Genomic DNA, 22,047 nt, shown 5'->3' with positions numbered 1-22,047 from the left:
ATAGGGACTAGTGTATGAGAATAAATCGTACCTTTGTTTTACCTAAGGGTAAGAAATTGTCGATTACCCCTACACTTTCTTACACTTAGCTTCGTAGTTTGAGAATGTCAGAGTCTGGCACGTATTCCCAGCTCACTGGAGTAACCGACAGAGCGCTCGACTACTTTCAGGTCATCAGATAACACATAATAGGTGGGGTAGGCCTTAACCTTATAATCGGAAGCAGTATGACTGTTGCCGAGCAGAACAGGCATGCTCAGTGATAAATCTTCAACAAAGCTGCTGACCGCATCTGGATTGTCAAAATCCAGCGCAATGGCGACGGCGTTGATTTTACCTTGTTCATGTAATTTGTTGAGGTTGGGCATACTGTAGCGGCAAATACTGCACCAGGGGGCGAAAAAGTACACTACAGATTGTTGCCCTTGCAGAGACTTGATAGTGACTCGCTGGGTGGGTTTCTCGAGTAGAGGCAAAGAGAAATAAGGAGCAGGGGCTTTGCCATCGTCAGCCAGCATGCCCAGTTCCTGGTAGGCAGTGATAGTCAAAAAAACAATGGCAAAAATAATGAGTTGTAGAATTGTTTTTATCATGCGCGCTCGCAAATTTTAATCTCCGAGCGCGAGTATAAATAAAAAAACAGCAACAACACAATCAGTCGTAGATATTCTCTCCCAGATATCGTTTGGCTTTTTGTGGCTTGATCCGGGTCAGATCAACCAGTACCAAACCATCGATACAGTTGTTAAAGTCGGGATCTATGCTGAAGCTCAGGAAGTTCACCCCATCAGGTTCGCATAACTCGGTGTATTGCTTAAATAAAGTCGGAACCTGGGCGCCCATATTGGCCATGATATGCTTGAGCTCTGCAAAGTCCTCTTTAGTGTCATTGCCACAAAATAGCTGAGCAAAGTCTTGTTGCTGCGAAGGTGTAAATTTAAATTCGTTTTTAGGGGTTGCCAGAGATGCCAGGTTGGAGAAGTAATGCTGATAGTGGTAAATCAGCATGGCTTTAGCCTTGTCTGGCAATGCATTGGATAAACTAACCGCGCCAAAAAGGTAGCGATGTTGTGGGTAGCGTTTTACAAAAGCGCCAATCCCGTACCAGAGGTAATCCAGGCTCTTGCGCCCCCAGTATTTTGGTTGTACGAAACTGCGTCCCAATTCAAGACCATGCTCGAAGTAAGGTTGCATGTGCTCAGAATAATTAAACAAACTAGTAGTGTATAAGCCTTCCGCGCCCTGTGCGTTGATGACGGTTTGCGCACTGGCCAGTCGGTAAGCACCGACCAGCTCAAGATGTTTCGCATCCCACAACACTAAATGTTGGTAATACATATCGTATTTGTCGATATCGCGGCGCTTACCACTGCCTTCTCCCACAGCACGAAAGGCTATTTCTCTGAGTCGTCCCAGTTCGCGAAAAATGGGCGAACTCCCCTGATATTGATAAAGGTAGATTTGCATGCCATCCTGGGTTTCACCGAGTCGCTCACACGTTTCAATTGCTTGTTTCAGCTCCTTTTTACATTCAGGCACGGCAATGGGAGACTGGGTTTTCAGTGGTAAAGACTTTTTCGAAGCCAGCCGGTACAGCTGTTTTCGGATCAGCGCGACGATTTCTTTATCTTTGAGGTTCTCCAGCAAATAGGAAGCCGGCGGAATGCTGGCGCCAATCTCAAATTCCAGCGATTTTTGACGTTGTTTAAACATCTCCTTGACCAGCAACAGGCTGGCTAAGGGCTTGTAGATCATTGACGTCCCGTAAAACAGCGGACTGTTTTTCGCTTTAATGAAAATAGGCAGAATAGGGCAGTTCGCTTTTTTGGCCATGCGCAAAAAGCCTGAATTCCACTTACAATCTTTGATACCGGTTGGTCCAAGCCGGGACACCTCTCCGGCAGGAAAAATCAGCAAGGCACCCTCTTGTTTGAGGTGGTGATGAATATTGGCCAGCTCCTGCTTGCGGCTCGCGCCAGACAGATTGTCCACCGGCAATAGCAAGGAATGCATGGGCGTGAGGGACATCAACATTCTGTTGGCGACGACTTTCAGATCAGGGCGTACCTGAGCCAATACCTTGATCAGTGCCAGTGCGTCCAGTGAGCCGATGGGGTGATTGGCGACTATCACCACACTGCCTTCGCTGGGGATATGCTCGATTTGTTTGGGCTTAAAACGGGCATCGAAATCCAACTCTTCCAGCACCTGCTCAACAAATTCAATCCCTTGCAGGTGTGGGTAGGTGTCAGCAAATGCCACAAATTCTTGTTCATGGAGCAGGTAGCCCAGGCCTTTCTTTACCAAGCCTTTTACTTTAGGTGAGTTCTCTAATTGAGGCAGGTTTGCTTCAATGACCTTGTCAACACTGATCATATATTCATTCTCAAGTTCTATAACCGCTTTTCGTCAAGATTAAAAACTCTCTGTGACAAACAAGTTGCAACTGTATGTCAGTTTGATGGCCGTCGCGTAAGTACACGTGTAGGCAAGAATTTTGATACAGTGGCGCAAGGCAAAAATAGAACAAGGGGGAGCACATGGCATTATTAGTCTGTGTAACGGGCAGAGACAACAGTAAATTGTTAGCAGGGTTACGAGAAAGTCTGCCAGATACTGATATCAGAGAGTGGCCACAATCGGGAGATTTGGCTGAGATTGAATTTGTGTTGGCCTGGAATGCGCCTGAGTCTTTATGGCAAAAGCTGCCTAATTTAAAAGTGGTGCAGTCATTTGGCGCGGGTGTAGATGGAATACCGCTAGCTGCATTGCCATCAGGGGTTCAGGTGTGTCGAATAGTAGACCCTGCGCTTGCGGACGATATGGCAGAATATGTGCTGGGACATGTGCTTGCTCACAAGCTGCGATTGAGACAATATTATCAACAACAACACCACCAACTCTGGCGTCCTAAGCGTGCCTGTAGCGGGAGTCGTGTGGGTATACTGGGACTTGGACAGCTTGGTCAAGTGGCCGCTACTAAGCTGAGCCAAAATGGCTTTGAGGTACTGGGCTGGTCACGGAGTGAAAAAAAGATACCGGGTATTACTACGTTTTGCGGGCAGGCGCAGCTGACTCGATTTGCCTCTCAGTGTGATTACCTTATCTGCTTGCTGCCTCTGACGGCGCAAACACACGGTATTTTAAATAAAACGCTGTTTGAGGCGATGCCAACGCATGGCGTACTGATTAACGTTGCCAGAGGCGCGCACCTCAATGAAACCGATCTGCTCCATGCGCTGGATACTGAGCAAATTGCAGCGGCTACGCTGGATGTTTTTGCATCAGAGCCGGTCGAACCAGAACATGCGTTTTGGCATCATTCGAAAATCACAATGACACCTCATGTGGCCGCGTTGACCAGTCTGAAAACGGCCATGGCCCAGATAGTTTCTAACATGCAAGCGATGCAACTGGGCAGGCCTTTATCACATTGTGTGGATATTAGTCTGGGTTATTGATCTACATATCAATTATTGTGTAACCCGGAGCATGACGCGCTTCATTTTCCGGGTCATTGAGTGCTGGATTGACGTGATACAAAATACTGTATAAAAAAACATCTTGTGACATCTGATTACATTCAGTAAGTTATGAAAAAATAATAATAAAGAGTCGCTTTTCATGAATGGTAATCAAGGTGGCGTTAAGCTCTCCGTTGTTTTATTCACAGTTATTATATTGGGTGTCATGGCGTGGTTTAATCAGGCCAATGCTGATTCCCCTCAGGCGACCCACCAGAATAATGAAGAAACAGTAATCACGACTTCTGAAAGCTAGCAAAAGATGGCAGTGCTGGCTGCTATCATCGTTTTGCATGCTTTTCTCGGTTCTCTACTTTTTTCTCTTCGCTCTTTTTCAGGAGCACATAAGTCGCACCATTTCCCCCATGGCAACTCAGCGCAGAATGAAAGGCGAGTATTTGCGGCATTTCCTGTAGCCATTTATTACAATAGCTTTTCAGAATGGCCGGAAAGGGTTTACTTTTCAGACCAATCCCGTGTCGTATCAACAGAACTCGAATGCTGCGTTGGTGGCAGTCGATGATGAAATCAAAGAGCGACTTCCTGGCTTCACGAAAAGGTTTGCCGTGTAGATCCAGAGTTGCGTCAATTTGATACTTACCCAACCTGAGATTTTTGAATACACCTTGTTGCACCCCATCTTTTTTGTAACTAAGCAGGTCATGGGGATCAAGCAAGTCTACATACTCAGTGGAGAGAAAATTAGGATCGAAGTCTTGTTCCTGCTCAGCGGCTTCCCGACGTGCTAGCTGCGCCAGTGTAGGCTCGTTTTGTTGACGCCTGAGCTCCGCTTTTTTGTCTTGTGCTAAGGGGACGACGTCCCCCATTGAGGCGAGAAAAAGTTCTTCATCTGTCATGGCCATACTGCGTCTCCAAAACCAATGGGTGTGGCCAGATTGTAGCGCAGGCTCAGAAATTAGAAAATATCTTTAAGCCTCGTTGCTCAGTTTACGTCCTGCCGTCAAAATGATGCGGCAGGACTGCCTACACTAAGGCGTATTATACTGCTCGTGGGTAAAGAGCTTAAACAGATAAAATGAATTAATCAGAATCAAACCCAGGTTTGAGATCACCGACGTGTTCATCAGATCGAGGCTGAACAAAATAAACAGGATGCTACAGGTCGCCAATGCCGCGCCACGCAGCAAGGTTTTATGGTTAATAAAAAAGGCACCAAATCCTAGCACTAGCAGTAATAAATTAAGTAGCCAGTCAAATTCGTTCGGCATGATCGTCAAAGTACTCCAGGTTGTTCAATAAAGGGGCGCCATTATGCGCCCCAACCTCAGTCTCTTCAAACGAGTATTTTTATATTTTTCGGATTAGTTTTTCTAATCAAAAATTAGCCTCATTACGGCAGAGATAAAACCTTGCTGTTCGATGATTTGGTATTTCTGACAAGAATCCGGGTCGCGCTCATCCTGGCACAAGTAAAGCGTGTTTCGTTCTAAGGCCGGCCGGATGTGCAGGTTCGAGTCAAACAAAATAGGGTCTATCCCTGGTAAACCGGGCCAATAGACACTTTGCGCGACCAGTCCGAGCTTTTCATAGGTGATAAGTTTAGGCTTGGGGAAAACAATAATGAGGAGCAAGACCACGGCGGCGATAATCCAGCGAGTTTTGTTTGGTTTGGCTTCTTCTTGTTGTGCAGCGGCAAGTTGTGCTTGTTGTTGAAGTTGCTGTTGTTGTAATGCTCTTTGTTGTTGAGGTGATAAGCGTTTTTTTTGTGTCGGTCGTTTGTTCTTGGACCTGGCATCTACCTGATTGAGCAATGCCTGTTTTTTTGGTCTTTGTGCCATGCTTTGCTATAGCCTTTTGTTTGCAGGACTCTATAATAGTTCTATGCTAATAATAGCGCATTTCAATTGACTAGCCCACGGGAAAGGATATGGAACAACAAATCTCTATATTAATTGTTGATGACGTAGGCACTGTTCGCAGTTTCTTGCATCAGACTCTGATGCACTTGGGCATCGATAACGTAAAAGAAGCGTCAACGGCGAAACAGTGTATTGCTGCATGCGAAGAGCAGCACTTCGATATCGTGTTTTTGGATATCGAACTTCCTGATGGAGATGGCAAAGAGCTGATCGCTGAGCTGGCTGAAATTAACCCGGATATTAATGTGGTTATGGTGTCGGCACACTCAACGGTTGATAACGTTAAGGATGCGATTGAACGGGGAGCCAAGGGGTTTGTGGTTAAACCATTTTCACCCAAGAAAATAGCCGCAATGTTGAAAAAGTTCTATCCCAAACTCGAGTTAGCCTAACTTATGTTGAAATCAGGGTGGCGTGTATTATTCACCCTGTGATACCACCGTGGGTAGTTTTGGCAGTCCGGCGACTGCTATGTGTTTTTGCCCACTTCAGGGCTAACTCTCAGGCATAAAAAAACCGACTTACGTCGGCTTTTTCATATCCAAATCCACAATTATAGTGCTTTGATTTTAGCAGCTAGGCGGCTCTTGTGACGAGCAGCTTTGTTTTTGTGGATAAGACCTTTAGTTGCGTAACGGTCCAGGATAGGTGTAGCAACAGCGAAAGCTTGCTGTGCAGCTTCTTTGTCACCAGCTTCAATTGCAGCGATTACTTTTTTGAAGTAAGTACGCATCATTGAACGACGGCTTGCGTTGTGCTGACGACGTTTTTCGCTAGTGATAGCGCGTTTTTTTGCAGACTTGATGTTAGCCAAGGTATGCTCCTAACAATCTTAAAATAAGCTTAGTTTAAAGGCCGAGGAATATGCCCTTTTTATTCTTTAAAGTCAATAAAAATTCCCCTCGGCTGATCAATTTGTTTGCATATCGTGCTTGTCCCTAGCCCCTCGCAGCCATAAGCGGCTAGTTGGGTTGCACGATAGCGAGTCTGAAACTATTGGGGTAATCACAATCTCAGATCTTATACCAAGTTAGCGCCTATCTGGGCACACCGCTTGGCACACTGCCGACATTGTAGCAAATCCCCCACCACTCTACTAGAGTGTTTGTGTTGTTCCTTTATGGCGGGCTCGCGTTGAGGGGAACTTGTTAGATGTATATCTATACCCATCTGAGTGGCGTTTACTTAGCTATGTCTAACTGGTGGGTGAGTATTTATCTGGACTGGCTTATGGCATAATTCCGCGCAAATAATACTGTGAGGAAATCGAGTGGCGAAGGGGTTATTTAAATCGGGCATGATAGTGAGTGCGATGACCATGATATCCCGTGTGATGGGGCTGGTCAGAGACGCGGTAGTGGCAAACTTGCTCGGAGCAGGGCTTGCCGCAGATGTGTTTTTATTTGCAAATCGCATCCCGAACTTTATGCGTCGCCTTTTTGCCGAGGGAGCTTTTGCTCAGGCATTTGTGCCAGTACTCGCTGAGATAAAAGAGCAACATGGGGATGACAAGGTTCGGCTGTTTGTTGCACAAGCCGCAGGGACCTTGGGTACCATTCTCATGCTGGTGACTTTGATTGGCGTCATCGGTTCACCTGTCATAGCCGGGCTGTTCGGGACAAGCTGGTTTATTGACTGGTGGCAGGGCGGTGAAAATGCAGAAAAGTTTGTGCTGGCCAGTGCCTTGTTAAAGCTGACTTTTCCATATCTGTTCTTTATCTCTTTGGTTGCACTGAGTGGCGCAGTACTGAATGTGTATAACCGCTTCTCTGTGGCGGCATTCACACCTGTGTTATTGAATATCTCTATCATTGGCAGTGCACTTTTGCTCCACGACCAGTTTGAGCAGGGTGCATATGCTTTGGCCATCGGTGTGTTTCTGGGCGGGCTGGTGCAATTTTTATTTCAACTGCCCTTTCTGGCCCGCCTCGGCATGTTGTCAAGGCCCACATTTGCCTGGCATGCACCTGAGGTAGTAAAAGTTCGTAAGCTGATGCTCCCGGCTATGTTTGGGGTATCTGTCAGTCAGATCAATCTACTGCTTGATACTATTATTGCTGCGGCATTGGCAACCGGGTCTATCGCCTGGTTGTATTATGCTGACAGGCTAATTGAGTTTCCACTTGGATTGTTCGGCATTGGTATTGCTACTGTGATTTTACCTGCATTGTCTAAGCTCCATGCAAAAGATAGTATTCAGGAATTTCAGCAAACACTGGACTGGGGTGTTCGATTCGTACTGTTTCTGGGGATCCCTGCGATGGCCGGTTTGATACTCATCAGTCCGATCATTATCTCTGTTTTGTTTGGTCATGGCGCGTTTGTTGAGAGCGAGCAGGACAACATTGGTGCTGTAAGCGGCGCCGTTACGGCCTATTCGGTTGGTCTGGTCAGTTTCATGTTAATTAAAGTTCTGGCCCCCGGTTTTTTTGCCCGCCAGGATACGAAAACTCCCGTAAAAATCGGTATCATTGCGATGTCACTCAACATGCTGTTTAACCTGATGCTTGCGCCTTTTATTGGCTATCTCGGCTTAGCACTGGCAACGGCATTATCAGCCACCTGTAATGCCGCGTTGCTATATCGATACCTCAATCAGGCTGGGGTATATCGAGTATCAGGCTTTACCCTGAGATTTGCTGCTAAATGTCTGCTCGCAAGTGTCGTGATGTCGGGTGTCTTACTGTGGCTGGATAAAGTGTTGCCATGGCAGGGGCGAGCATTCATGGAGCAAATCGGTATATTGGGTCTACAATTGATGGCCGCAATACTGACTTACTTCGTTGTTATGTACCTTACAGGGGTTCGACTGAGTACGATTAGGGATAGTTCTGCCGTTCCTGCAAGCACTGCGTAGGCATTATTCGCATTTGCCGGGAACTTGGGTATAATCGGGCTTTTATACTGCTTTAGTAATCACAGGTGTTAGTTGTATGCAATTGATCAGAGGGATCCATAATATTCGACCCCACCACTATGGCTGTGTGTTGACGATAGGAAACTTTGATGGCGTACATTTGGGGCACACCGAAGTGCTAAAAGGCCTGGTGGAAGATGCTCGGGTACATAACCTGCCAAGTACGGTTATGCTGTTTGAGCCACAACCACAAGAGTTTTTTGCCAAACAGCAAGCGCCAGCGCGGTTGACCCGATTGAGAGATAAGCTCGCATTATTGGCGGACATTGGTATTGAACGTGTGATTTGTGTCAGTTTTAATGCGCGATTTGCTAACTTTCAGGCCGAAGAGTTTGTCCGTGAAGTGCTAAGCGCAAAATTGGGTGTCAGAGCCCTGACCGTTGGTGATGACTTCCGCTTTGGCAAAGGCCGGGTCGGGGACTTTTCGATGTTGCAGCGACTGGGTCGTGAGTTGAACATGAAAGTGACGGACACGCAGAGCTTCAGACAAAGGAATAGCCGGGTCAGTAGCACTCTGATCCGTGCTGCACTGGCTGAAGGCGATGTTGGACTGGCCCATGAAATGCTAGGCCACACTTATGCGATTTCAGGGCGGGTGATCCATGGCTGGAAAAAAGGCCGTGAGTTGGGGTTTAAAACCGCCAATGTAGCGCTTAAACGCCAGGTTAGCCCTGTTCAGGGCGTGTTTGCAGTGCGTGTCAGGGTGCATGACATTGTTTACTGTGGTGTTGCCAACGTTGGTACAAAGCCCACCTTGAATGGTAAGCGAGCCTTACTAGAGGTACATATTTTCAACTTTGACCAGGAAATTTATGGTCAATTCATAAAAGTGGAGCTGCTTCATAAGCTCCGTGATGAACAAAAATTTGAGTCATTGCAGCAGTTAACTGAGCAAATTGCTCAGGACGTCATTGCTGCAAAACACTTTTTTCAATAATTTTAAGTAGCCGATACGGAAAGTAAAGTAAATGAGCGACTACAAGCATACGTTAAATCTACCGGAAACTGAGTTTCCAATGCGTGGCAATTTGGCACAACGCGAGCCCAAAATGCTTAAAAAATGGTACGAGCAAGACCTGTATGGTCAGATCCGCAATGCCAAAAAAGGCAAAAAGCCATTTATTTTGCATGATGGCCCTCCTTACGCCAATGGTAATATTCACTTAGGTCACTCTGTAAATAAAATTCTTAAAGATATTATTATTAAGTCAAAGACACTTTCCGACTTCGATGCACCATACGTGCCGGGCTGGGACTGTCACGGGCTACCGATTGAGCTACAAGTTGAGAAAAAAGTTGGTAAGCCAGGTAAAAAAGTATCTGTTGCTGAGTTTCGTGAAAAGTGTCGTGACTACGCGCGTAAACAAGTAGACGGACAAAAGACAGACTTTAAACGTCTGGGCGTTTTGGGTGACTGGGATCGCCCTTACCTGACAATGAACTTTGATTTCGAAGCTAATGCACTGCGTGTGTTAGGTCGCATCATTAAAAATGGTCATCTGCACAAAGGGGCTAAGCCTGTTCATTGGTGTACAGACTGTGGCTCGGCTTTGGCAGAAGCGGAAGTAGAGTATCAGGACAAACAATCTCCTGCGATTGATGTTAAGTTCGATTTTGTCGATGAACAGGCGTTAGTAAGCGCGTTTGCATTGGATGACGAACATCAGGGTAGCGGTGCTGTCAGCACTGTGATCTGGACAACGACTCCTTGGACCCTGCCTGCCAACCGCGCAGTGGCTGTTCATGGCGGACTTGAGTACGCGTTGGTACAAATCGAAGATGAAGGCCAAGAGCAACGTATGGTTTTGGGCTCAGAGCTGGTTAAAGATGCGATGGACCGGTTTGGGTTTAATCGTTATCACGTGCTGGGCTATGCCAAAGGCGCGGTGCTTGAAAACCTGCGTGTAGCGCATCCTTTCTATGACTTTGACGTACCAGTCATCCTGGGTGAACACGTAACAACTGATTCAGGTACTGGTATTGTTCACACCGCACCTGGCCATGGCCCAGAGGATTTTGCAGCAGGTCAGGCTTATGATCTGGAAGTGGCAAATCCGGTGGGGGCAAATGGTGTATTCCTACCAGATACGCCAGTGTTCGCCGGTCAGCATGTGTTTAAAGCAAATGATGCCATTATTGAGCATTTAAAAGAAAAAGGTGCTTTGGTTCATCATCATGCTATGACTCACAGTTACCCACACTGCTGGCGTCACAAAACGCCGATTATCTTCCGTGCGACACCACAATGGTTCGTTAGCATGGATCAGGCGAACTTGCGCCAGGATTCTATGGCAGAAATTAGCAAAACTCAGTGGATCCCTGAGTGGGGTGAAAACCGTATTGCAAACATGGTTGAAGGACGCCCGGACTGGTGTATCTCTCGTCAGCGTACTTGGGGTGTACCAATCGCTTTGTTTGTTGACAAAGATACAGGTGCACTGCACCCGCACACCGAGACCTTGATTGAAGAAGTCGCTAAGCTGGTTGAACAAAAAGGCATTCAAGCCTGGTATGACCTTGAGCCTGCAACTTTGCTTAACGAGGCTGATGCGCAACAGTATGTCAAAGTACAGGATACGCTGGACGTGTGGTTCGATTCAGGCGTAACTCATGCCTGTGTTGTAGATGCGCGCGAAGAGCTGAGTGGTCCAGCTGATCTTTATCTGGAAGGATCGGATCAGCACCGTGGTTGGTTCATGTCGTCGATGATGACTTCCGTGGCCATCAATGGCCATGCACCTTACCGTCAGGTTCTGACACATGGCTTCACTGTGGACGAGAAAGGCCACAAAATGTCAAAGTCGCTGGGTAACGTGATTTCACCTCAGGACATCATGAATAAGCTGGGTGCAGATATTCTTCGTCTGTGGGTCGCTTCAACTGATTACACGGCTGAAATGACTGTTTCAGATCAGATTTTCAAGCGTGCCGCAGACCGTTATCGTCGTATCCGTAACACCAGTCGTTACCTGCTGTCGAACCTGAGCGGTTTTAACCCTGCAACGGACTTGGTGGCTGTTGAAGATATGATTGAGCTGGACCGCTGGATTGTTAGCCGTGCAGCGCAATTACAGCAGGAGATAGTAGAGGCGTACGATAACTATCAAATGCTGGTTGTAACACAGAAACTCATGAATTTCTGTACCGGAGAACTCGGTTCTTTCTATCTTGACGTGATTAAAGACCGTCAGTACACCGCTAAGAGTGACAGCCATGCGCGTCGTTCTTGTCAAAGTGCGCTATATCATATTGCGGAAGCCATGACACGCTGGATGGCACCTATCATGAGCTTTACTGCTCAGGAAATCTGGGAAGTATTGCCAGGTGAGCGTGGTGAGTTTGTCTTTACTGATGTCTGGTACGATGGCCTGACACAGGTGAGCGAAGGTCAACTGAGTAATGATTTCTGGCAAGAGCTATTGGCCGTTCGCGATGAAGTGAACAAGGTGCTGGAAAGTGCGCGTAAAGAAGAGATCATCGGCGCGACCTTACAGGCGGAAGTAACACTTTACACTGGGGGTGACCTGGCTGAGAAACTGCAAACCCTGCAAGACGAATTGCGATTTGTGTTGCTAACGTCTAAAGCTCAGGTGGAAGTGGTGAATGCTAAGCCAGAAGGCGCAGTTTCAACGGAGATTGACGGTTTGTTTATCTCAGTGACGGCAACACAGGCACCTAAGTGTGACCGTTGTTGGCACCATTGTGAGGATGTAGGTCAGCACGATGCGCATCCTGAGTTGTGTGGCCGTTGTGTGACCAATGTTGACGGCGCTGGTGAACAGCGTCAGTTCGCTTAACCTAGGAGTATTACATGACCAAATCGACCGAGCGTAGTGGTCTGGTGTGGTTGTGGCTGAGTCTACTGCTTTTTGCAGTAGACTTCGGCACGAAAGCACTGGTAGTCGAAAATATGCGACTCTATGAGTCTATTGAGTTGCTGCCATTTTTTAATTTTACCTATATGCACAACTATGGCGCAGCGTTCAGCTTTTTAAGTGAGGCGGGCGGTTGGCAACGTTGGTTCTTGAGTGCAATTGCCGTGGCCATCAGTGGCTTGCTCGTGTATTGGTTGAAGAAGTTACCTGCCAATAACTGGTTATTGTGTAGTGCATATGCGCTCGTTTTGTCTGGTGCTTTAGGTAACCTGTATGACCGGGTTACTTTAGGCTATGTGGTTGACTTTTTACACTTTTATTATCAAGACTGGCATTACCCGGCATTTAATGTGGCAGATATGGCCATTGTTGGCGGTGCTGGTTTATTGTTATTTGACGCCATTTTTGGTGACAACGCGGATACGCAGGAGAAAAAGGCATGAGCGAGCAGCTAATAGGCCCACAATCTGAAGTTTTATTTCATTTTTCGATAAAACTGGCTGACGGATCTGCAGCGGACTCAACGAAAGTACATGATAAGCCTGCAAAGCTCTTTATGGGCGATGGCAGCCTGACGGAGAACTTTGAGAAGTGCTTATTAGGACTGCAAGCGGGCGACAGCAAATCGTTCGAGCTTGAGCCACAAGATGCCTTTGGGATGCCAAATCCGGATAATATCTATTATGTTGACCGCAGTAAGTTTGGTGCTGATACGCCTGCGGAAGTAGGCAGTATTATTGCGTTTACTCAGCCTGATGGCACTGAGCTTCCTGGCCTGGTACGTGAAGTTGCCGGTGATTCAGTGACAGTCGACTTTAACCACCCACTGGCCGGGCAAAAGGTGACCTTTGAAGTCGATATTTTAGAGGTAAAAAACTAATGGAGATCTTACTCGCCAATCCGCGTGGCTTTTGTGCCGGGGTTGATCGCGCTATTAGTATTGTTGAGCGTGCACTCGATATCTTTGAAAAACCGATTTATGTTCGTCATGAAGTTGTACACAACAAGTATGTGGTTGACGGATTGCGCGCTCGTGGGGCGGTATTTGTGGAAGAGCTGGACCAGGTGCCTGACGACAGTATTGTGATCTTTAGTGCGCATGGCGTGTCACAGCAGGTGCGACAGGAAGCCAAACGTCGTGAACTGAAAGTATTTGATGCAACATGTCCTCTGGTCACCAAAGTACATATGGAAGTCACACGTGCAAGCCGAAAAGGCACTGAATGTATCCTCATCGGTCATCATGGGCACCCGGAAGTAGAAGGCACTATGGGCCAATACAATAACTCGGCGGGCGGGATTTACCTGGTTGAAACTCCAGAAGACGTTGCAACGCTTGAGGTGAAAGATCCCAGTAACCTGTTTTACTGCAGTCAGACGACCTTGTCAGTGGATGATACCTCAGATGTGATTGAAGCACTGCGTGAGAAATTTCCACAGATCCATGGTCCCCGCAAAGATGATATTTGCTATGCCACACAAAATCGTCAGGATGCAGTGAGAGATTTGGCTAACAAGGTCGACTTGCTACTTGTGGTCGGCGCGAAGAACAGCTCCAACTCCAATCGATTACGTGAGCTGGCAGACAAAATGGGCACCCGGGCCTTTTTGATTGACGACGATCAGTGTCTGGAAGCAAGTTGGTTTGAAGGAGTTGGCAAAGTTGGTGTTACCGCTGGCGCATCTGCACCTGAAGTGTTGGTACAGCAAGTGATTGCTCGCCTTAAAGCGCTGGGTGGACAAACCGTCGTGGAAAACCCTGGGCAGGAAGAAAACGTGGTTTTCGCTGTTCCTGTAGAGCTTAGGTAATATTCCCAGACCATGGATAAGTCAGAGGCGATTGGCCTGGGACTGTTAAAAGCCATGGTATCTGAGCGAGGTGTGTTGGCTATGCTGATCGCCTCGCAGTCCCTTTCTTTTATTTATACACTCGCCGATTATGATGATTTCTGGCTGACCCTGGGCTTGGTGAGTTTATTCACCCACAGTAATGCCTTATTGTCTTTGGCCATCATTTCACTTATTAGTGTTTTAAATGTGTCTAAACCACAGCACAATGGGGTGCTTGAGCTGAGCATCGTCTTTGTGGTTTTCATCAGTGTCTGTATAGGGCTGAGTATTGGGATCCAGTTTACCCCTTTAACTTCTCACGTTGCTGTAGACTGGGGACCGGTGTTTAGCCATAGCGCAATTTGCTGCTTTGTGGTGGTAATCCTGTTGTATTTTATGTCTATCTATATTGATAATGTGAATGCACTTGAATTGGCCGCTCGAGCAGAAATTGACGCGTTACATGCCAGGATCAGGCCGCACTTTTTGCACAATACTCTAAACACCCTTGCAGAGTTGACGCACGAGAATGCTGAGGACGCAGAAAAAGCAGCATTATTGTTGGCACGCCTGATGCGCGTATCACTGGCAGAAAAAAAGTGGCACACCATTGCGGATGAAGTGGCTCTAACGAAAGACTATCTCAGCCTGGAGCGCTTTCGCTTTGAGCAAAGGCTGCAGGTACAGTGGATAATTGACGATGCTTTATTGGCTGTGCCGATCCCGACATTGACGCTCCAGCCACTGGTCGAAAATGCTGTGTTGCACGGCATTGAGAAACGCGTTGAGGGTGGCGTTATTACTATCCAAATTGAGCAGGTTCGCGATACGTTTTCATTACGTGTCACCAATCCATTGCCTCATTCTACCCATCATTCCAATGGCAATGGGATTGCAACTAAAAACATAGATAAACGGCTTTCGCTGTATTATCAACGTCGGGCTAGTTTGAGGATTGCACAAGATAATGATAAATTCGTAGCAACCATCCTTTTACCAGACACCGGAGCTTATGAATTATCTGATTTTGGATGATGAGCCGATCGCCAGACGGCGGTTACGGCGCTTGATGTCGGAGTTTGAACATTTTGATTGCGTGGCGGAGGCCGCAGATGGCACGCAGGCAATAGAGTTATGCGAACGCACCGCGCCAGAATTGGTGTTTCTGGATATCGCGATGCCTGGTATTGATGGGCTCGAGGTTGCTGGTGTACTCAGACAGCAAATGCCAGACTGTAAAATCGTTTTTGTGACAGCCTTTGCCGAACACGCTTTGCAGGCATTTGATTTGCTGGCTGAGGGCTATTTGGTTAAGCCTATAGACAAAGAGCGTTTGGCTGCTTTACTGGAACATATTTACGGTGAACAAATGCAGCGCTTGCAATACCAGGTTGGTCATGACACGCGTTGGGTCGCCGTATCTGATATTTTAGTTGCCAGGAGTGACGAGCGCTACACACACATTTATTTCAAGGACGGTGAAGCGCTCATCGATATTCCTTTAAAGAAGCTGTTGGCCACTTATCCGCGGCATTTTGTGCAGGTGCACAGAAACACCCTGGTAAAAAAACAGGCTGTGCTGAGCCTGGAATCTGTTGATGGTGGTCACAGAGTCAGGCTGGATGGCTTTGCTGAGCCCATTACTGTGAGCCGACGTGCTGCCGCCAACTTTAAATCGCTATTCTGACCATTAAACCCGACTGATTGACCGTTGAGCCCACGATCAGGTTCATGACGAAGTGATTCATTATACTATGTAGTGGAGCAAACTGACTTTGAAAAATGATGGCAAACACTGTGTGTATTAACACAAATCGCGGCTTTACTCTTTTAGAATCGCTTATCGCGTTTATGGTGCTGAGCTTTGGTCTGCTTGGGGCTGTGGCACTGCAAGCGAAAGCGAAGCAAGCCAGTTTTGATTCGATGCAACGCGCTGCAGCAGTCGCCCTGGCTGGTGATATTATGCAGCGCATCCGCAGTAACGATACCCTCAATCTTGGTAATCAGTACCAACAAGTGTTTAGTAGCACAGCAACCGTGAACGGTAATAATCGCTGTTTCAGCAGTATATGTTCGAATGCTGAAATTGCAGCAATGGATCTGGAGCAATGGATCATGGCAATCCAGGCTAAAGAAAATACCGGCTCGCTCGATGACACAACAGTGTGCATCACCACCGCGGTAGTTGCGGGTTCTCAGGGCCGAGGGTTCAATGTAACTGTGAGTGTGGCTTGGGCTGGCCGCCAGGCATTTGAAATGAATGCGACTAATCAGGCCATCAATTGTGGTGAAAATAATGATTATCGCCGAGTAGTGAGCATTAATAGCTATATTTTGGTGAGGGATTGAGATGATACGGTCCGGTTTCACCCTAGTCGAGTTACTGATCTCCATGTTTATTGGTGCGCTTTTGCTCGGCGGCGTCATCACTGCTTATGTTAGCATGAAAGTCACCACCCGAGATACCATGGCCATCGGCGAACTTCAGGAAGTCGGGCGCTTAACCCTGACTTTACTGCGACGTGACTTGGAGCAGGTAGGGTTCTGGGGCACATTTTATGACAAGGGCCTGACGACAGCCAATTCAGTGAGCCCAGCAAATCCAAGCAATGACTGCTTTGGTGGTCTGAATAATGGTAGTTTCCCGAATGCGGTGCAAACCAACTTTCGTTCTATTTACGCCGAAAAGACCAGTGGTGCCGCTTTGAGTTGCATCTCAGGTGCCAAAAACAACACCGAAGTATTGCAACTTAAGTTTCTTGAAGGGCGACAAATTACAGACGATAACGACGTAGAAAGTAATCGTTACTACTTTATCGCCCAACAGGAACAGGGCACATTTGTGGCAGGGAATAGCTATGGCGGGCGGCCGACTAATAACTCGACTTTGTGGCCATACAGTCACCATGCTTATTATATCGAAGAGCAACCTATTCGGATTAATAGCCAAACCATTACCACTCCAATTTTAATGCGCCGGCGTTTAACTGTGGGTGGTGGCATGACGACTGAGGCCGTGATAGAGGGGGTTGAAGATATTCGCTATCTGTTTGGGTTAGATACCAATGGTGATAGTCGTGTAGATACGTATCGCAGTACTCAGGATATGACGGCCGGTGATTGGGAACGCTCAGGTGGGATATTAACAGTGCAAATCATTGCACTGGTTCGGGTATTGGAAGCCGATGCGGGTCTGGAGTTAAAAAGTCAAACCTATACGCTTGGTAACGATCCGGACAGGCGTACTCTGACCTTTAATGATAACTATCGGCGTACGGTGTTTTCGACCACCATCCAGCTGTACAACATGGGGATCTCGACATGGTAATGGCACACAAACAGCGCGGCATGGTGTTGATCGTTTCTATGGTACTGATTGTGGCAGTAATGAGCGTTGCCGTGACACTAATGAGCAGCAGTACCATAGATATTAAAGTGACAAACGCAGCTCAGGAACGAGAAGCCGCGGAGGCCTTACTGATGGGCGAAGTGCAGCGGATCATCTCTCAGGAGAAAGCACGTGTAAATGAAAGCGTGTTTCAGTCACGTAATGGTGAGTTCACAAACGACGACGGTCAAATGGTGCGAAGAAGCATCCACATAGACGAAGAGCTTGAACTAGAGAGTATGCAGGCAAACCTCAACAGTGGTCAGTTATTACTAGAATGTCCACGTGTTTTTAATTTTACCGAGGGCCTCAGCTGTGTCATTACCGAAGTGGAAAGCAGTGTTCAGTATGGCGATCAATCTCGACATCAGGTGACTGTGGTGATTGGCGTTGCGCAGGAAGTCATTGGTAACCTGGGGAATCAATAATGTGGTATAGAATCATACTGGTCCTGAGTGGTTTACTGGTATTCAGCACACAGGCAGAAGACATAGAGTTATTTGTAAAGCACGATATTTCGAATTCAGAAAAATCCCGGGTACTGGTGATCTTTGATACTTCGGGCAGTATGGCGTGGGATGTTAAAGATGGCCAGCGATGCTACGAGTATCGTAGGGGTCGGTTTCGCAGTATCAACTGCTTTGATTCATCACAAACCAGCAAACGTTGTTATAAGGTACGTAATGGTTGGTATCGGGAATCAAACTGTGGTGATAGCCGTTTAAAGGTTGCACAGGATGCCATTACCAAGCTAGTGGAAGAAAACGACGACTTTGATATTGGTCTGATGCGGCTCTATTCCAGCTCAGGTGGGTATGTTCTGAATGGGCTAGGGGCTAGTCAGGCTGCTTTGAATAGTAAAATAGCCAGTTTGCCCGCCAGTGGTAATACACCGCTTTCAGAGACTTTATGGGAAGCATACCTCTATTTGACAGGCAAAAAAGTTTTATATGGCCAGAACAAGAGTGATCGGGATCGCAGCATTGAAAGCAATGGGGTGTATATTTCGCCGTTTAAGCCGGACCCGCTTGCCCCTAAACGCTGTGATACCTCCACTAATATTATCCTGATGACGGATGGTGACCCCACGAGTGACTCGGCGCGTAACACAGATATCTACAATAAATATGTGTCCACATTTGGCTCTGCGCCGAGCAGAGTATCTAATAACTATCTGAATTCACTGGCTAAGGTGATGAGAGGCACGCCTGAAACTCAGGTCGATCTTTACCCTAACACACCTCAGGAACAAGATTTTGCCCGTACCTATACCATCGGATTTGGTACCGGTATGTCGGATGCGGGTATCACCTTATTGAAGCAAACCGCTTTGGATGGTGGGGGCGAGTATAAACATGCAAATACAGCGTCTCAGTTGTCAGAGGCATTAAAGTCTACCATCACTAATATTCGTGAAAAAAGCGATAGTTTTTCGTCACCTTCGGTGTCGACCAGCAGTTCAGATCTGAGCCGCAGTGGTGATTCAATCTATTACACCATGTTTTACCCGGAAACCCATACCCGTTGGCGCGGCAACCTGAAAAAGCTCAAAGTAAAAGGTTCGGTGATACATGGCATGGGCAGCAGTAGTCATGCTATCAATGAAGAGGGCACCATCGCTGACAATGTGACGACTTACTGGTCTCAGCCTGGCTCCAAAGACGGCGCTAAGGTCGGCGAGGGCGGTGTTAATTATCAGCTCTCCAGACAGACAACCCGCAAAATCTACTCAGATTATGGCAAAGGCACCTTAATGTCGTTTGACTATGCTACTGCATTAATTGCTGCGGGCGGGGATTTGTCGAAACTCAGTACCTTATTTTCCGTGGACAATGCAGGTGTTGTGCCTAATGTGATTAGCTGGGCCAGAGGTATTGATGTTAATGATGAAAATAGCAATAACTCGAGACAGGATAGACGCGAAACCATTTTTGGCGATCCGCTGCATTCCAGGCCGGTAACCATAGATTATGGCAATGGCGACCTGCGCGTGATTGTGGGAACCAATGCTGGCTTTTTACACATGTTTAAGGACAACGGGGAGACAGTGAATGAAAGCTGGGCTTTTGTGCCTGGGTCTTTGCTGGATGTTCTCAAACCGCAAATGGACAGACAGGACGACACTAAGCTCTATGGGGTCGATGGCCCCATTACCGTTTATTTTTGGGATAAAGACGATAATGGCAAGGTCGGTAGCGGTGAGCGTGTTTGGCTGATAGTAGGCTTACGTCGTGGGGGTAACGAATATTATGGGTTTGATATTACCTCCCCGGACAGCCCCCGACTGCTATGGGGCGGCCCTATCCGCGGTGGTGTGGCACCCTATGCACAATTGGCACAAAGCTGGTCTAAGCCTCAGATCACTTTCATCAAAGCTAAACCTGATATGCCAGTCATGATATTTGGTGCCGGTTATGACACCAATAAAGACAATGCTTTGTTTTCAAATGACAGTATAGGCCGCGGCATTTACATTGTTGACATTGAAACCGGAAAGCCGTTTTGGAGTTTAACAGCAGAGAATGGCTTTAAGGGCAAACACAGTATTGCTTCTGATCTGAGCACGGTTGACTCTGACTATGACGGGTATACGGATCGTATTTATGCCACGGATACCGGAGGCGGTGTGTGGCGATTTGACCTGCCTGGTACCAACCCAAACGACAGAGATAACCCTTGGACGCATTTTCAGTTGGCCAATCTGAGCGGTGGCACTGATAACAACAAACGACGCTTTTTCTATCGTCCCGTTGTGGCGCGTACCTATTTTTCTAAGGTATCAACCGAAACAGTGAACGGGCAGACTATCACCATACGCCGGGATATTCCTTACGAGGGCCTGTTAATTGGCAGTGGTAACCGGGCTAAGCCTACGTCAACTTCAGTGCAGGATTTTCTGTATATGGTTCGGGATGAAAATACTAAAACCCGCTCCTTTGATAATGAAACGGCACCGGCTGTAATTCGGTCCTCAGACTTACTGAATGTGACGAGTGATCCATTTTATTCTCGTCTAAACGATTTTGATCGCTTTGTCGAAAAAGAGGTTGAACTTGGCTCCGCCAAGGGGTGGAAGTTGAAACTGGGCGACGGAGAAAAGTCTATGGCAGCTGCCACGGTCGTTGCAGGCGTGGCCTATTACACGACTTTTACACCGGCCAGTGTTGAGGTGAATGAATGTTCGATTACCGCGGGTAAAGGTAGATTGTATGTTTTGCATTTAAACTATGGCATGCAGATGCTAGATCAGCGCAGCTATCAAACCACCGCTGAAGTGCCGGATACACCCAGAGTACATTACAGTGAACATGCCAATGAAGACGGCAGTACCACGATTAAAGCTCAGTTGATCAGCCCAGTCGTTGTTGTTGATGGAGGCTCTGGAGGTGGCTCTGGTGGCGGTTCTGGCGGCGGTTCTGGTTCGGACGTGGTCGATGGTAAAGTGACATTAAAAGAGCCATCTGCTGCAGCGCCATACGAAAAAGCAGATGGCTCTACCGGGGGCGTACAAGCAGAGAATGAAGTAGAAATCAAAATGCAAACGCGGTTATTGTACATATACAAAAAAGAAGAGCATGATGAAAAGAACTAGTCGCACTGTGCTGGGGTTTACCCTGGTTGAGATGATGATCACCATCGCTATTTTGGGGATCCTGGCCAGTATCGCATACCCCAGTTATTCAGAGTATGTAAGGCGAGCGGCCAGGGCGGAGGCTGCGGCAACTTTGCTCGACGCTGCCAATAAGCAAGAGCAGTATTTTGTCGATAATCGCGAGTATGCCAGTTCTCTGGCTGCACTGGGATTACCCACAACAACTGAAAACGATTACTTTTCGCTGGAAATTGTACTGGGCAATGACCTTAACACTTTTGTGATCAGGGCGTCTGCAACCGGAGGGCCGCTTGCAAATGACCCTGAATGCACAACACTCACGATAAATAATCTTAATGTCCGTGGCAGCACAGGCACGTTCACTGCCGATCGGTGTTGGGGTCGTTAGACCCAGCGTGTCAAGGTGGGCGCTTGCACAACCGCTGTGAATGAGCGCTGGTAGCCTTGTGTATTTAAATACATTTATTGGTCTCTCTGAGTCGGCTTCTGCCTACCACACTGACTGATAGCGCGAGTCCAATAGGCGCACCTGAGAGCCTTTGTGTGCAATACACAAAGGTACCATTGCCAAACCCTTTTAACGTGCCTGTGTGCTTAAATGTGATAGCCGCCCTCGGATAATCGAGGGTGTCAGTGCCACGGATCCCTGAGAGCACCATCAGTTTCACGTCTTTTTTGTCAAAAGCCGCGCGTTCATGTCGGTCTGTGAATACTGTTAACTCCTGATGCCAAAGGTGCGTACATCGGTTATTAACCAAGGGGCAAATGGTGACAGGCAACTGGTGAGTCACTGCGTGCAGTCGTGTTAAAGTCAGATGCCTGTCTAGCGTTATTAGCGCTTGCTTAGCTCTGTCCAGTTCGGTAATAGAGTGTACAGCCGGGGCTGCGAGTAGTAAAAGCACGCCAAAAAGCGCAATACAAATGAGTAGTTCAAATAGGGTAAATCCGCGTATATTCCATAATGTCATGAGCATGCATCCGTGCATCAGCCATAGTGTCAGCCTAGTCTTCGCGGCTTGA

At 47.4% G+C, this 22,047-nt stretch carries 23 protein-coding genes; 16 read left to right on the top strand and 7 right to left on the bottom strand.

Translation table 11 applies throughout. The annotated features are described in order from the left end of the window. Positions 1-107 precede the first annotated feature (107 nt). Both MHN31_RS02765 and MHN31_RS02760 read right to left on the bottom strand, forming a co-directional pair. A complete protein-coding gene (locus MHN31_RS02765; RefSeq protein ID WP_239443390.1) occupies positions 108-593 on the bottom strand; it encodes a TlpA disulfide reductase family protein in 486 nt (161 codons plus the stop codon). A gap of 61 nt (positions 594-654) precedes the next feature. Continuing rightward, a complete protein-coding gene (locus tag MHN31_RS02760) occupies positions 655-2,376 on the bottom strand; it encodes a lysophospholipid acyltransferase family protein (RefSeq protein WP_239443389.1) in 1,722 nt (573 codons plus the stop codon). A gap of 164 nt (positions 2,377-2,540) precedes the next feature. Between MHN31_RS02760 and MHN31_RS02755 the strand changes: the two genes are divergently transcribed. Together MHN31_RS02755 and MHN31_RS02750 are read left to right on the top strand one after the other, a co-directional pair. Beyond that, positions 2,541-3,461 (top strand): glyoxylate/hydroxypyruvate reductase A, encoded by a 921-nt coding sequence (locus MHN31_RS02755; protein WP_194866870.1) that lies wholly within the window; start codon positions 2,541-2,543, stop codon positions 3,459-3,461. A 163-nt stretch (positions 3,462-3,624) separates the two neighbouring features. Then, entirely contained in the window at positions 3,625-3,780 is a 156-nt protein-coding gene (locus MHN31_RS02750) for a hypothetical protein (RefSeq protein ID WP_164517523.1), read from the top strand. 25 nt (positions 3,781-3,805) lie between these two features. Here MHN31_RS02750 and smrA read toward each other — a convergent pair whose 3' ends face one another. From smrA to MHN31_RS02735, 3 genes are all read right to left on the bottom strand, one after another. Continuing rightward, the gene (gene smrA, locus MHN31_RS02745; protein ID WP_125560019.1) at positions 3,806-4,387 is read right to left on the bottom strand and encodes a DNA endonuclease SmrA; all 582 of its coding nucleotides are present in this window, start codon (positions 4,385-4,387) and stop codon (positions 3,806-3,808) included. Between the two features lie 126 nt (positions 4,388-4,513). Beyond that, on the bottom strand, positions 4,514-4,753 hold the full coding sequence (locus MHN31_RS02740; protein ID WP_010382493.1) for a hypothetical protein: 240 nt from the start codon (positions 4,751-4,753) through the stop codon (positions 4,514-4,516). Positions 4,754-4,855: 102 nt separating this feature from the next. Further along, positions 4,856-5,323 carry a hypothetical protein gene (locus MHN31_RS02735; RefSeq protein ID WP_239443388.1) on the bottom strand — a complete coding sequence of 156 codons (468 nt, stop codon included), beginning with the start codon at positions 5,321-5,323 and terminating at the stop codon, positions 4,856-4,858. An 89-nt stretch (positions 5,324-5,412) separates the two neighbouring features. On the opposite strand from MHN31_RS02735, the gene MHN31_RS02730 reads away from it, so the two are divergent. Beyond that, a complete protein-coding gene (locus tag MHN31_RS02730) occupies positions 5,413-5,796 on the top strand; it encodes a response regulator (protein WP_049864014.1) in 384 nt (127 codons plus the stop codon). Between the two features lie 161 nt (positions 5,797-5,957). Here the strand turns inward: MHN31_RS02730 and rpsT are convergent, their stop codons facing one another. Then, a complete protein-coding gene (gene rpsT, locus MHN31_RS02725; protein WP_010382487.1) occupies positions 5,958-6,218 on the bottom strand; it encodes a 30S ribosomal protein S20 in 261 nt (86 codons plus the stop codon). Between the two features lie 456 nt (positions 6,219-6,674). On the opposite strand from rpsT, the gene murJ reads away from it, so the two are divergent. The 13 genes from murJ to MHN31_RS02660 all read left to right on the top strand — a co-directional run bounded on the left by murJ (position 6,675) and on the right by MHN31_RS02660 (position 21,415). Then, positions 6,675-8,261: a murein biosynthesis integral membrane protein MurJ gene (murJ, locus tag MHN31_RS02720; RefSeq protein WP_323744714.1), complete on the top strand. Its 1,587-nt coding sequence runs from the start codon at positions 6,675-6,677 to the stop codon at positions 8,259-8,261. Positions 8,262-8,337: 76 nt separating this feature from the next. Then, positions 8,338-9,258: a bifunctional riboflavin kinase/FAD synthetase gene (gene ribF / locus MHN31_RS02715; RefSeq protein ID WP_125560023.1), complete on the top strand. Its 921-nt coding sequence runs from the start codon at positions 8,338-8,340 to the stop codon at positions 9,256-9,258. Positions 9,259-9,289: 31 nt separating this feature from the next. Then, entirely contained in the window at positions 9,290-12,118 is a 2,829-nt protein-coding gene (ileS, locus tag MHN31_RS02710) for an isoleucine--tRNA ligase (RefSeq protein WP_138537614.1), read from the top strand. Between the two features lie 14 nt (positions 12,119-12,132). Further along, positions 12,133-12,639 (top strand): signal peptidase II, encoded by a 507-nt coding sequence (lspA, locus tag MHN31_RS02705; RefSeq protein WP_125560027.1) that lies wholly within the window; start codon positions 12,133-12,135, stop codon positions 12,637-12,639. Next, positions 12,636-13,076 (top strand): FKBP-type peptidyl-prolyl cis-trans isomerase, encoded by a 441-nt coding sequence (fkpB, locus tag MHN31_RS02700; protein ID WP_010382474.1) that lies wholly within the window; start codon positions 12,636-12,638, stop codon positions 13,074-13,076. Before lspA ends, fkpB begins: the two co-directional genes overlap by 4 nt. After that, a complete protein-coding gene (ispH, locus tag MHN31_RS02695; RefSeq protein WP_125560029.1) occupies positions 13,076-14,005 on the top strand; it encodes a 4-hydroxy-3-methylbut-2-enyl diphosphate reductase in 930 nt (309 codons plus the stop codon). The genes fkpB and ispH overlap by 1 nt, the downstream gene beginning before the upstream one ends. A 12-nt stretch (positions 14,006-14,017) precedes the next feature. Beyond that, the gene (locus tag MHN31_RS02690; RefSeq protein ID WP_138537613.1) at positions 14,018-15,061 is read left to right on the top strand and encodes a histidine kinase; all 1,044 of its coding nucleotides are present in this window, start codon (positions 14,018-14,020) and stop codon (positions 15,059-15,061) included. Then, the gene (locus MHN31_RS02685; RefSeq protein ID WP_125560034.1) at positions 15,039-15,713 is read left to right on the top strand and encodes a LytTR family DNA-binding domain-containing protein; all 675 of its coding nucleotides are present in this window, start codon (positions 15,039-15,041) and stop codon (positions 15,711-15,713) included. The genes MHN31_RS02690 and MHN31_RS02685 overlap by 23 nt, the downstream gene beginning before the upstream one ends. A gap of 95 nt (positions 15,714-15,808) precedes the next feature. Beyond that, complete coding sequence (gene pilV, locus MHN31_RS02680; protein ID WP_125560036.1) at positions 15,809-16,375, top strand: type IV pilus modification protein PilV; 567 nt, start codon at positions 15,809-15,811, stop codon at positions 16,373-16,375. A 1-nt stretch (position 16,376) separates the two neighbouring features. Continuing rightward, the gene (locus MHN31_RS02675) at positions 16,377-17,354 is read left to right on the top strand and encodes a PilW family protein (protein ID WP_171045028.1); all 978 of its coding nucleotides are present in this window, start codon (positions 16,377-16,379) and stop codon (positions 17,352-17,354) included. Beyond that, positions 17,348-17,842, top strand: coding sequence for a pilus assembly protein PilX (locus tag MHN31_RS02670; protein WP_125560040.1), 495 nt, complete (start codon positions 17,348-17,350; stop codon positions 17,840-17,842). The genes MHN31_RS02675 and MHN31_RS02670 overlap by 7 nt, the downstream gene beginning before the upstream one ends. After that, positions 17,842-21,006 carry a PilC/PilY family type IV pilus protein gene (locus MHN31_RS02665; RefSeq protein WP_239443387.1) on the top strand — a complete coding sequence of 1,055 codons (3,165 nt, stop codon included), beginning with the start codon at positions 17,842-17,844 and terminating at the stop codon, positions 21,004-21,006. The genes MHN31_RS02670 and MHN31_RS02665 overlap by 1 nt, the downstream gene beginning before the upstream one ends. Continuing rightward, on the top strand, positions 20,993-21,415 hold the full coding sequence (locus MHN31_RS02660) for a type IV pilin protein (protein ID WP_194866940.1): 423 nt from the start codon (positions 20,993-20,995) through the stop codon (positions 21,413-21,415). Before MHN31_RS02665 ends, MHN31_RS02660 begins: the two co-directional genes overlap by 14 nt. A 64-nt stretch (positions 21,416-21,479) precedes the next feature. On the opposite strand, the gene MHN31_RS02655 is transcribed toward MHN31_RS02660, so the two are convergent. Continuing rightward, the gene (locus MHN31_RS02655; protein WP_239443386.1) at positions 21,480-21,995 is read right to left on the bottom strand and encodes a GspH/FimT family pseudopilin; all 516 of its coding nucleotides are present in this window, start codon (positions 21,993-21,995) and stop codon (positions 21,480-21,482) included. Positions 21,996-22,047 lie beyond the last annotated feature (52 nt).

The organism is Pseudoalteromonas sp. McH1-42 (genome assembly GCF_022347845.1).
Lineage (GTDB): Bacteria > Pseudomonadota > Gammaproteobacteria > Enterobacterales > Alteromonadaceae > Pseudoalteromonas > Pseudoalteromonas rubra_D.
The sequence above is the reverse complement of the archived record's forward strand: the minus strand, read 5'-3'. Positions and strand labels throughout refer to the sequence as shown.

Coding starts and splice junctions, on each gene's coding strand:
- ileS (WP_138537614.1), top strand. CDS start 9,290: ATGAGCGACTACAAGCATACGTTAAATCTACCGGAAACTGAGTTTCCA.
- lspA (WP_125560027.1), top strand. CDS start 12,133: ATGACCAAATCGACCGAGCGTAGTGGTCTGGTGTGGTTGTGGCTGAGT.
- MHN31_RS02665 (WP_239443387.1), top strand. CDS start 17,842: ATGTGGTATAGAATCATACTGGTCCTGAGTGGTTTACTGGTATTCAGC.
- MHN31_RS02735 (WP_239443388.1), bottom strand. CDS start 5,323: ATGGCACAAAGACCAAAAAAACAGGCATTGCTCAATCAGGTAGATGCC.
- MHN31_RS02685 (WP_125560034.1), top strand. CDS start 15,039: ATGAATTATCTGATTTTGGATGATGAGCCGATCGCCAGACGGCGGTTA.
- MHN31_RS02755 (WP_194866870.1), top strand. CDS start 2,541: ATGGCATTATTAGTCTGTGTAACGGGCAGAGACAACAGTAAATTGTTA.
- MHN31_RS02670 (WP_125560040.1), top strand. CDS start 17,348: ATGGTAATGGCACACAAACAGCGCGGCATGGTGTTGATCGTTTCTATG.
- MHN31_RS02730 (WP_049864014.1), top strand. CDS start 5,413: ATGGAACAACAAATCTCTATATTAATTGTTGATGACGTAGGCACTGTT.
- MHN31_RS02690 (WP_138537613.1), top strand. CDS start 14,018: ATGGATAAGTCAGAGGCGATTGGCCTGGGACTGTTAAAAGCCATGGTA.
- MHN31_RS02675 (WP_171045028.1), top strand. CDS start 16,377: ATGATACGGTCCGGTTTCACCCTAGTCGAGTTACTGATCTCCATGTTT.
- MHN31_RS02750 (WP_164517523.1), top strand. CDS start 3,625: ATGAATGGTAATCAAGGTGGCGTTAAGCTCTCCGTTGTTTTATTCACA.
- MHN31_RS02760 (WP_239443389.1), bottom strand. CDS start 2,376: ATGATCAGTGTTGACAAGGTCATTGAAGCAAACCTGCCTCAATTAGAG.
- ispH (WP_125560029.1), top strand. CDS start 13,076: ATGGAGATCTTACTCGCCAATCCGCGTGGCTTTTGTGCCGGGGTTGAT.
- MHN31_RS02765 (WP_239443390.1), bottom strand. CDS start 593: ATGATAAAAACAATTCTACAACTCATTATTTTTGCCATTGTTTTTTTG.
- pilV (WP_125560036.1), top strand. CDS start 15,809: ATGATGGCAAACACTGTGTGTATTAACACAAATCGCGGCTTTACTCTT.
- MHN31_RS02660 (WP_194866940.1), top strand. CDS start 20,993: ATGAAAAGAACTAGTCGCACTGTGCTGGGGTTTACCCTGGTTGAGATG.
- fkpB (WP_010382474.1), top strand. CDS start 12,636: ATGAGCGAGCAGCTAATAGGCCCACAATCTGAAGTTTTATTTCATTTT.
- MHN31_RS02655 (WP_239443386.1), bottom strand. CDS start 21,995: ATGACATTATGGAATATACGCGGATTTACCCTATTTGAACTACTCATT.
- ribF (WP_125560023.1), top strand. CDS start 8,338: ATGCAATTGATCAGAGGGATCCATAATATTCGACCCCACCACTATGGC.
- MHN31_RS02740 (WP_010382493.1), bottom strand. CDS start 4,753: ATGCCGAACGAATTTGACTGGCTACTTAATTTATTACTGCTAGTGCTA.
- smrA (WP_125560019.1), bottom strand. CDS start 4,387: ATGGCCATGACAGATGAAGAACTTTTTCTCGCCTCAATGGGGGACGTC.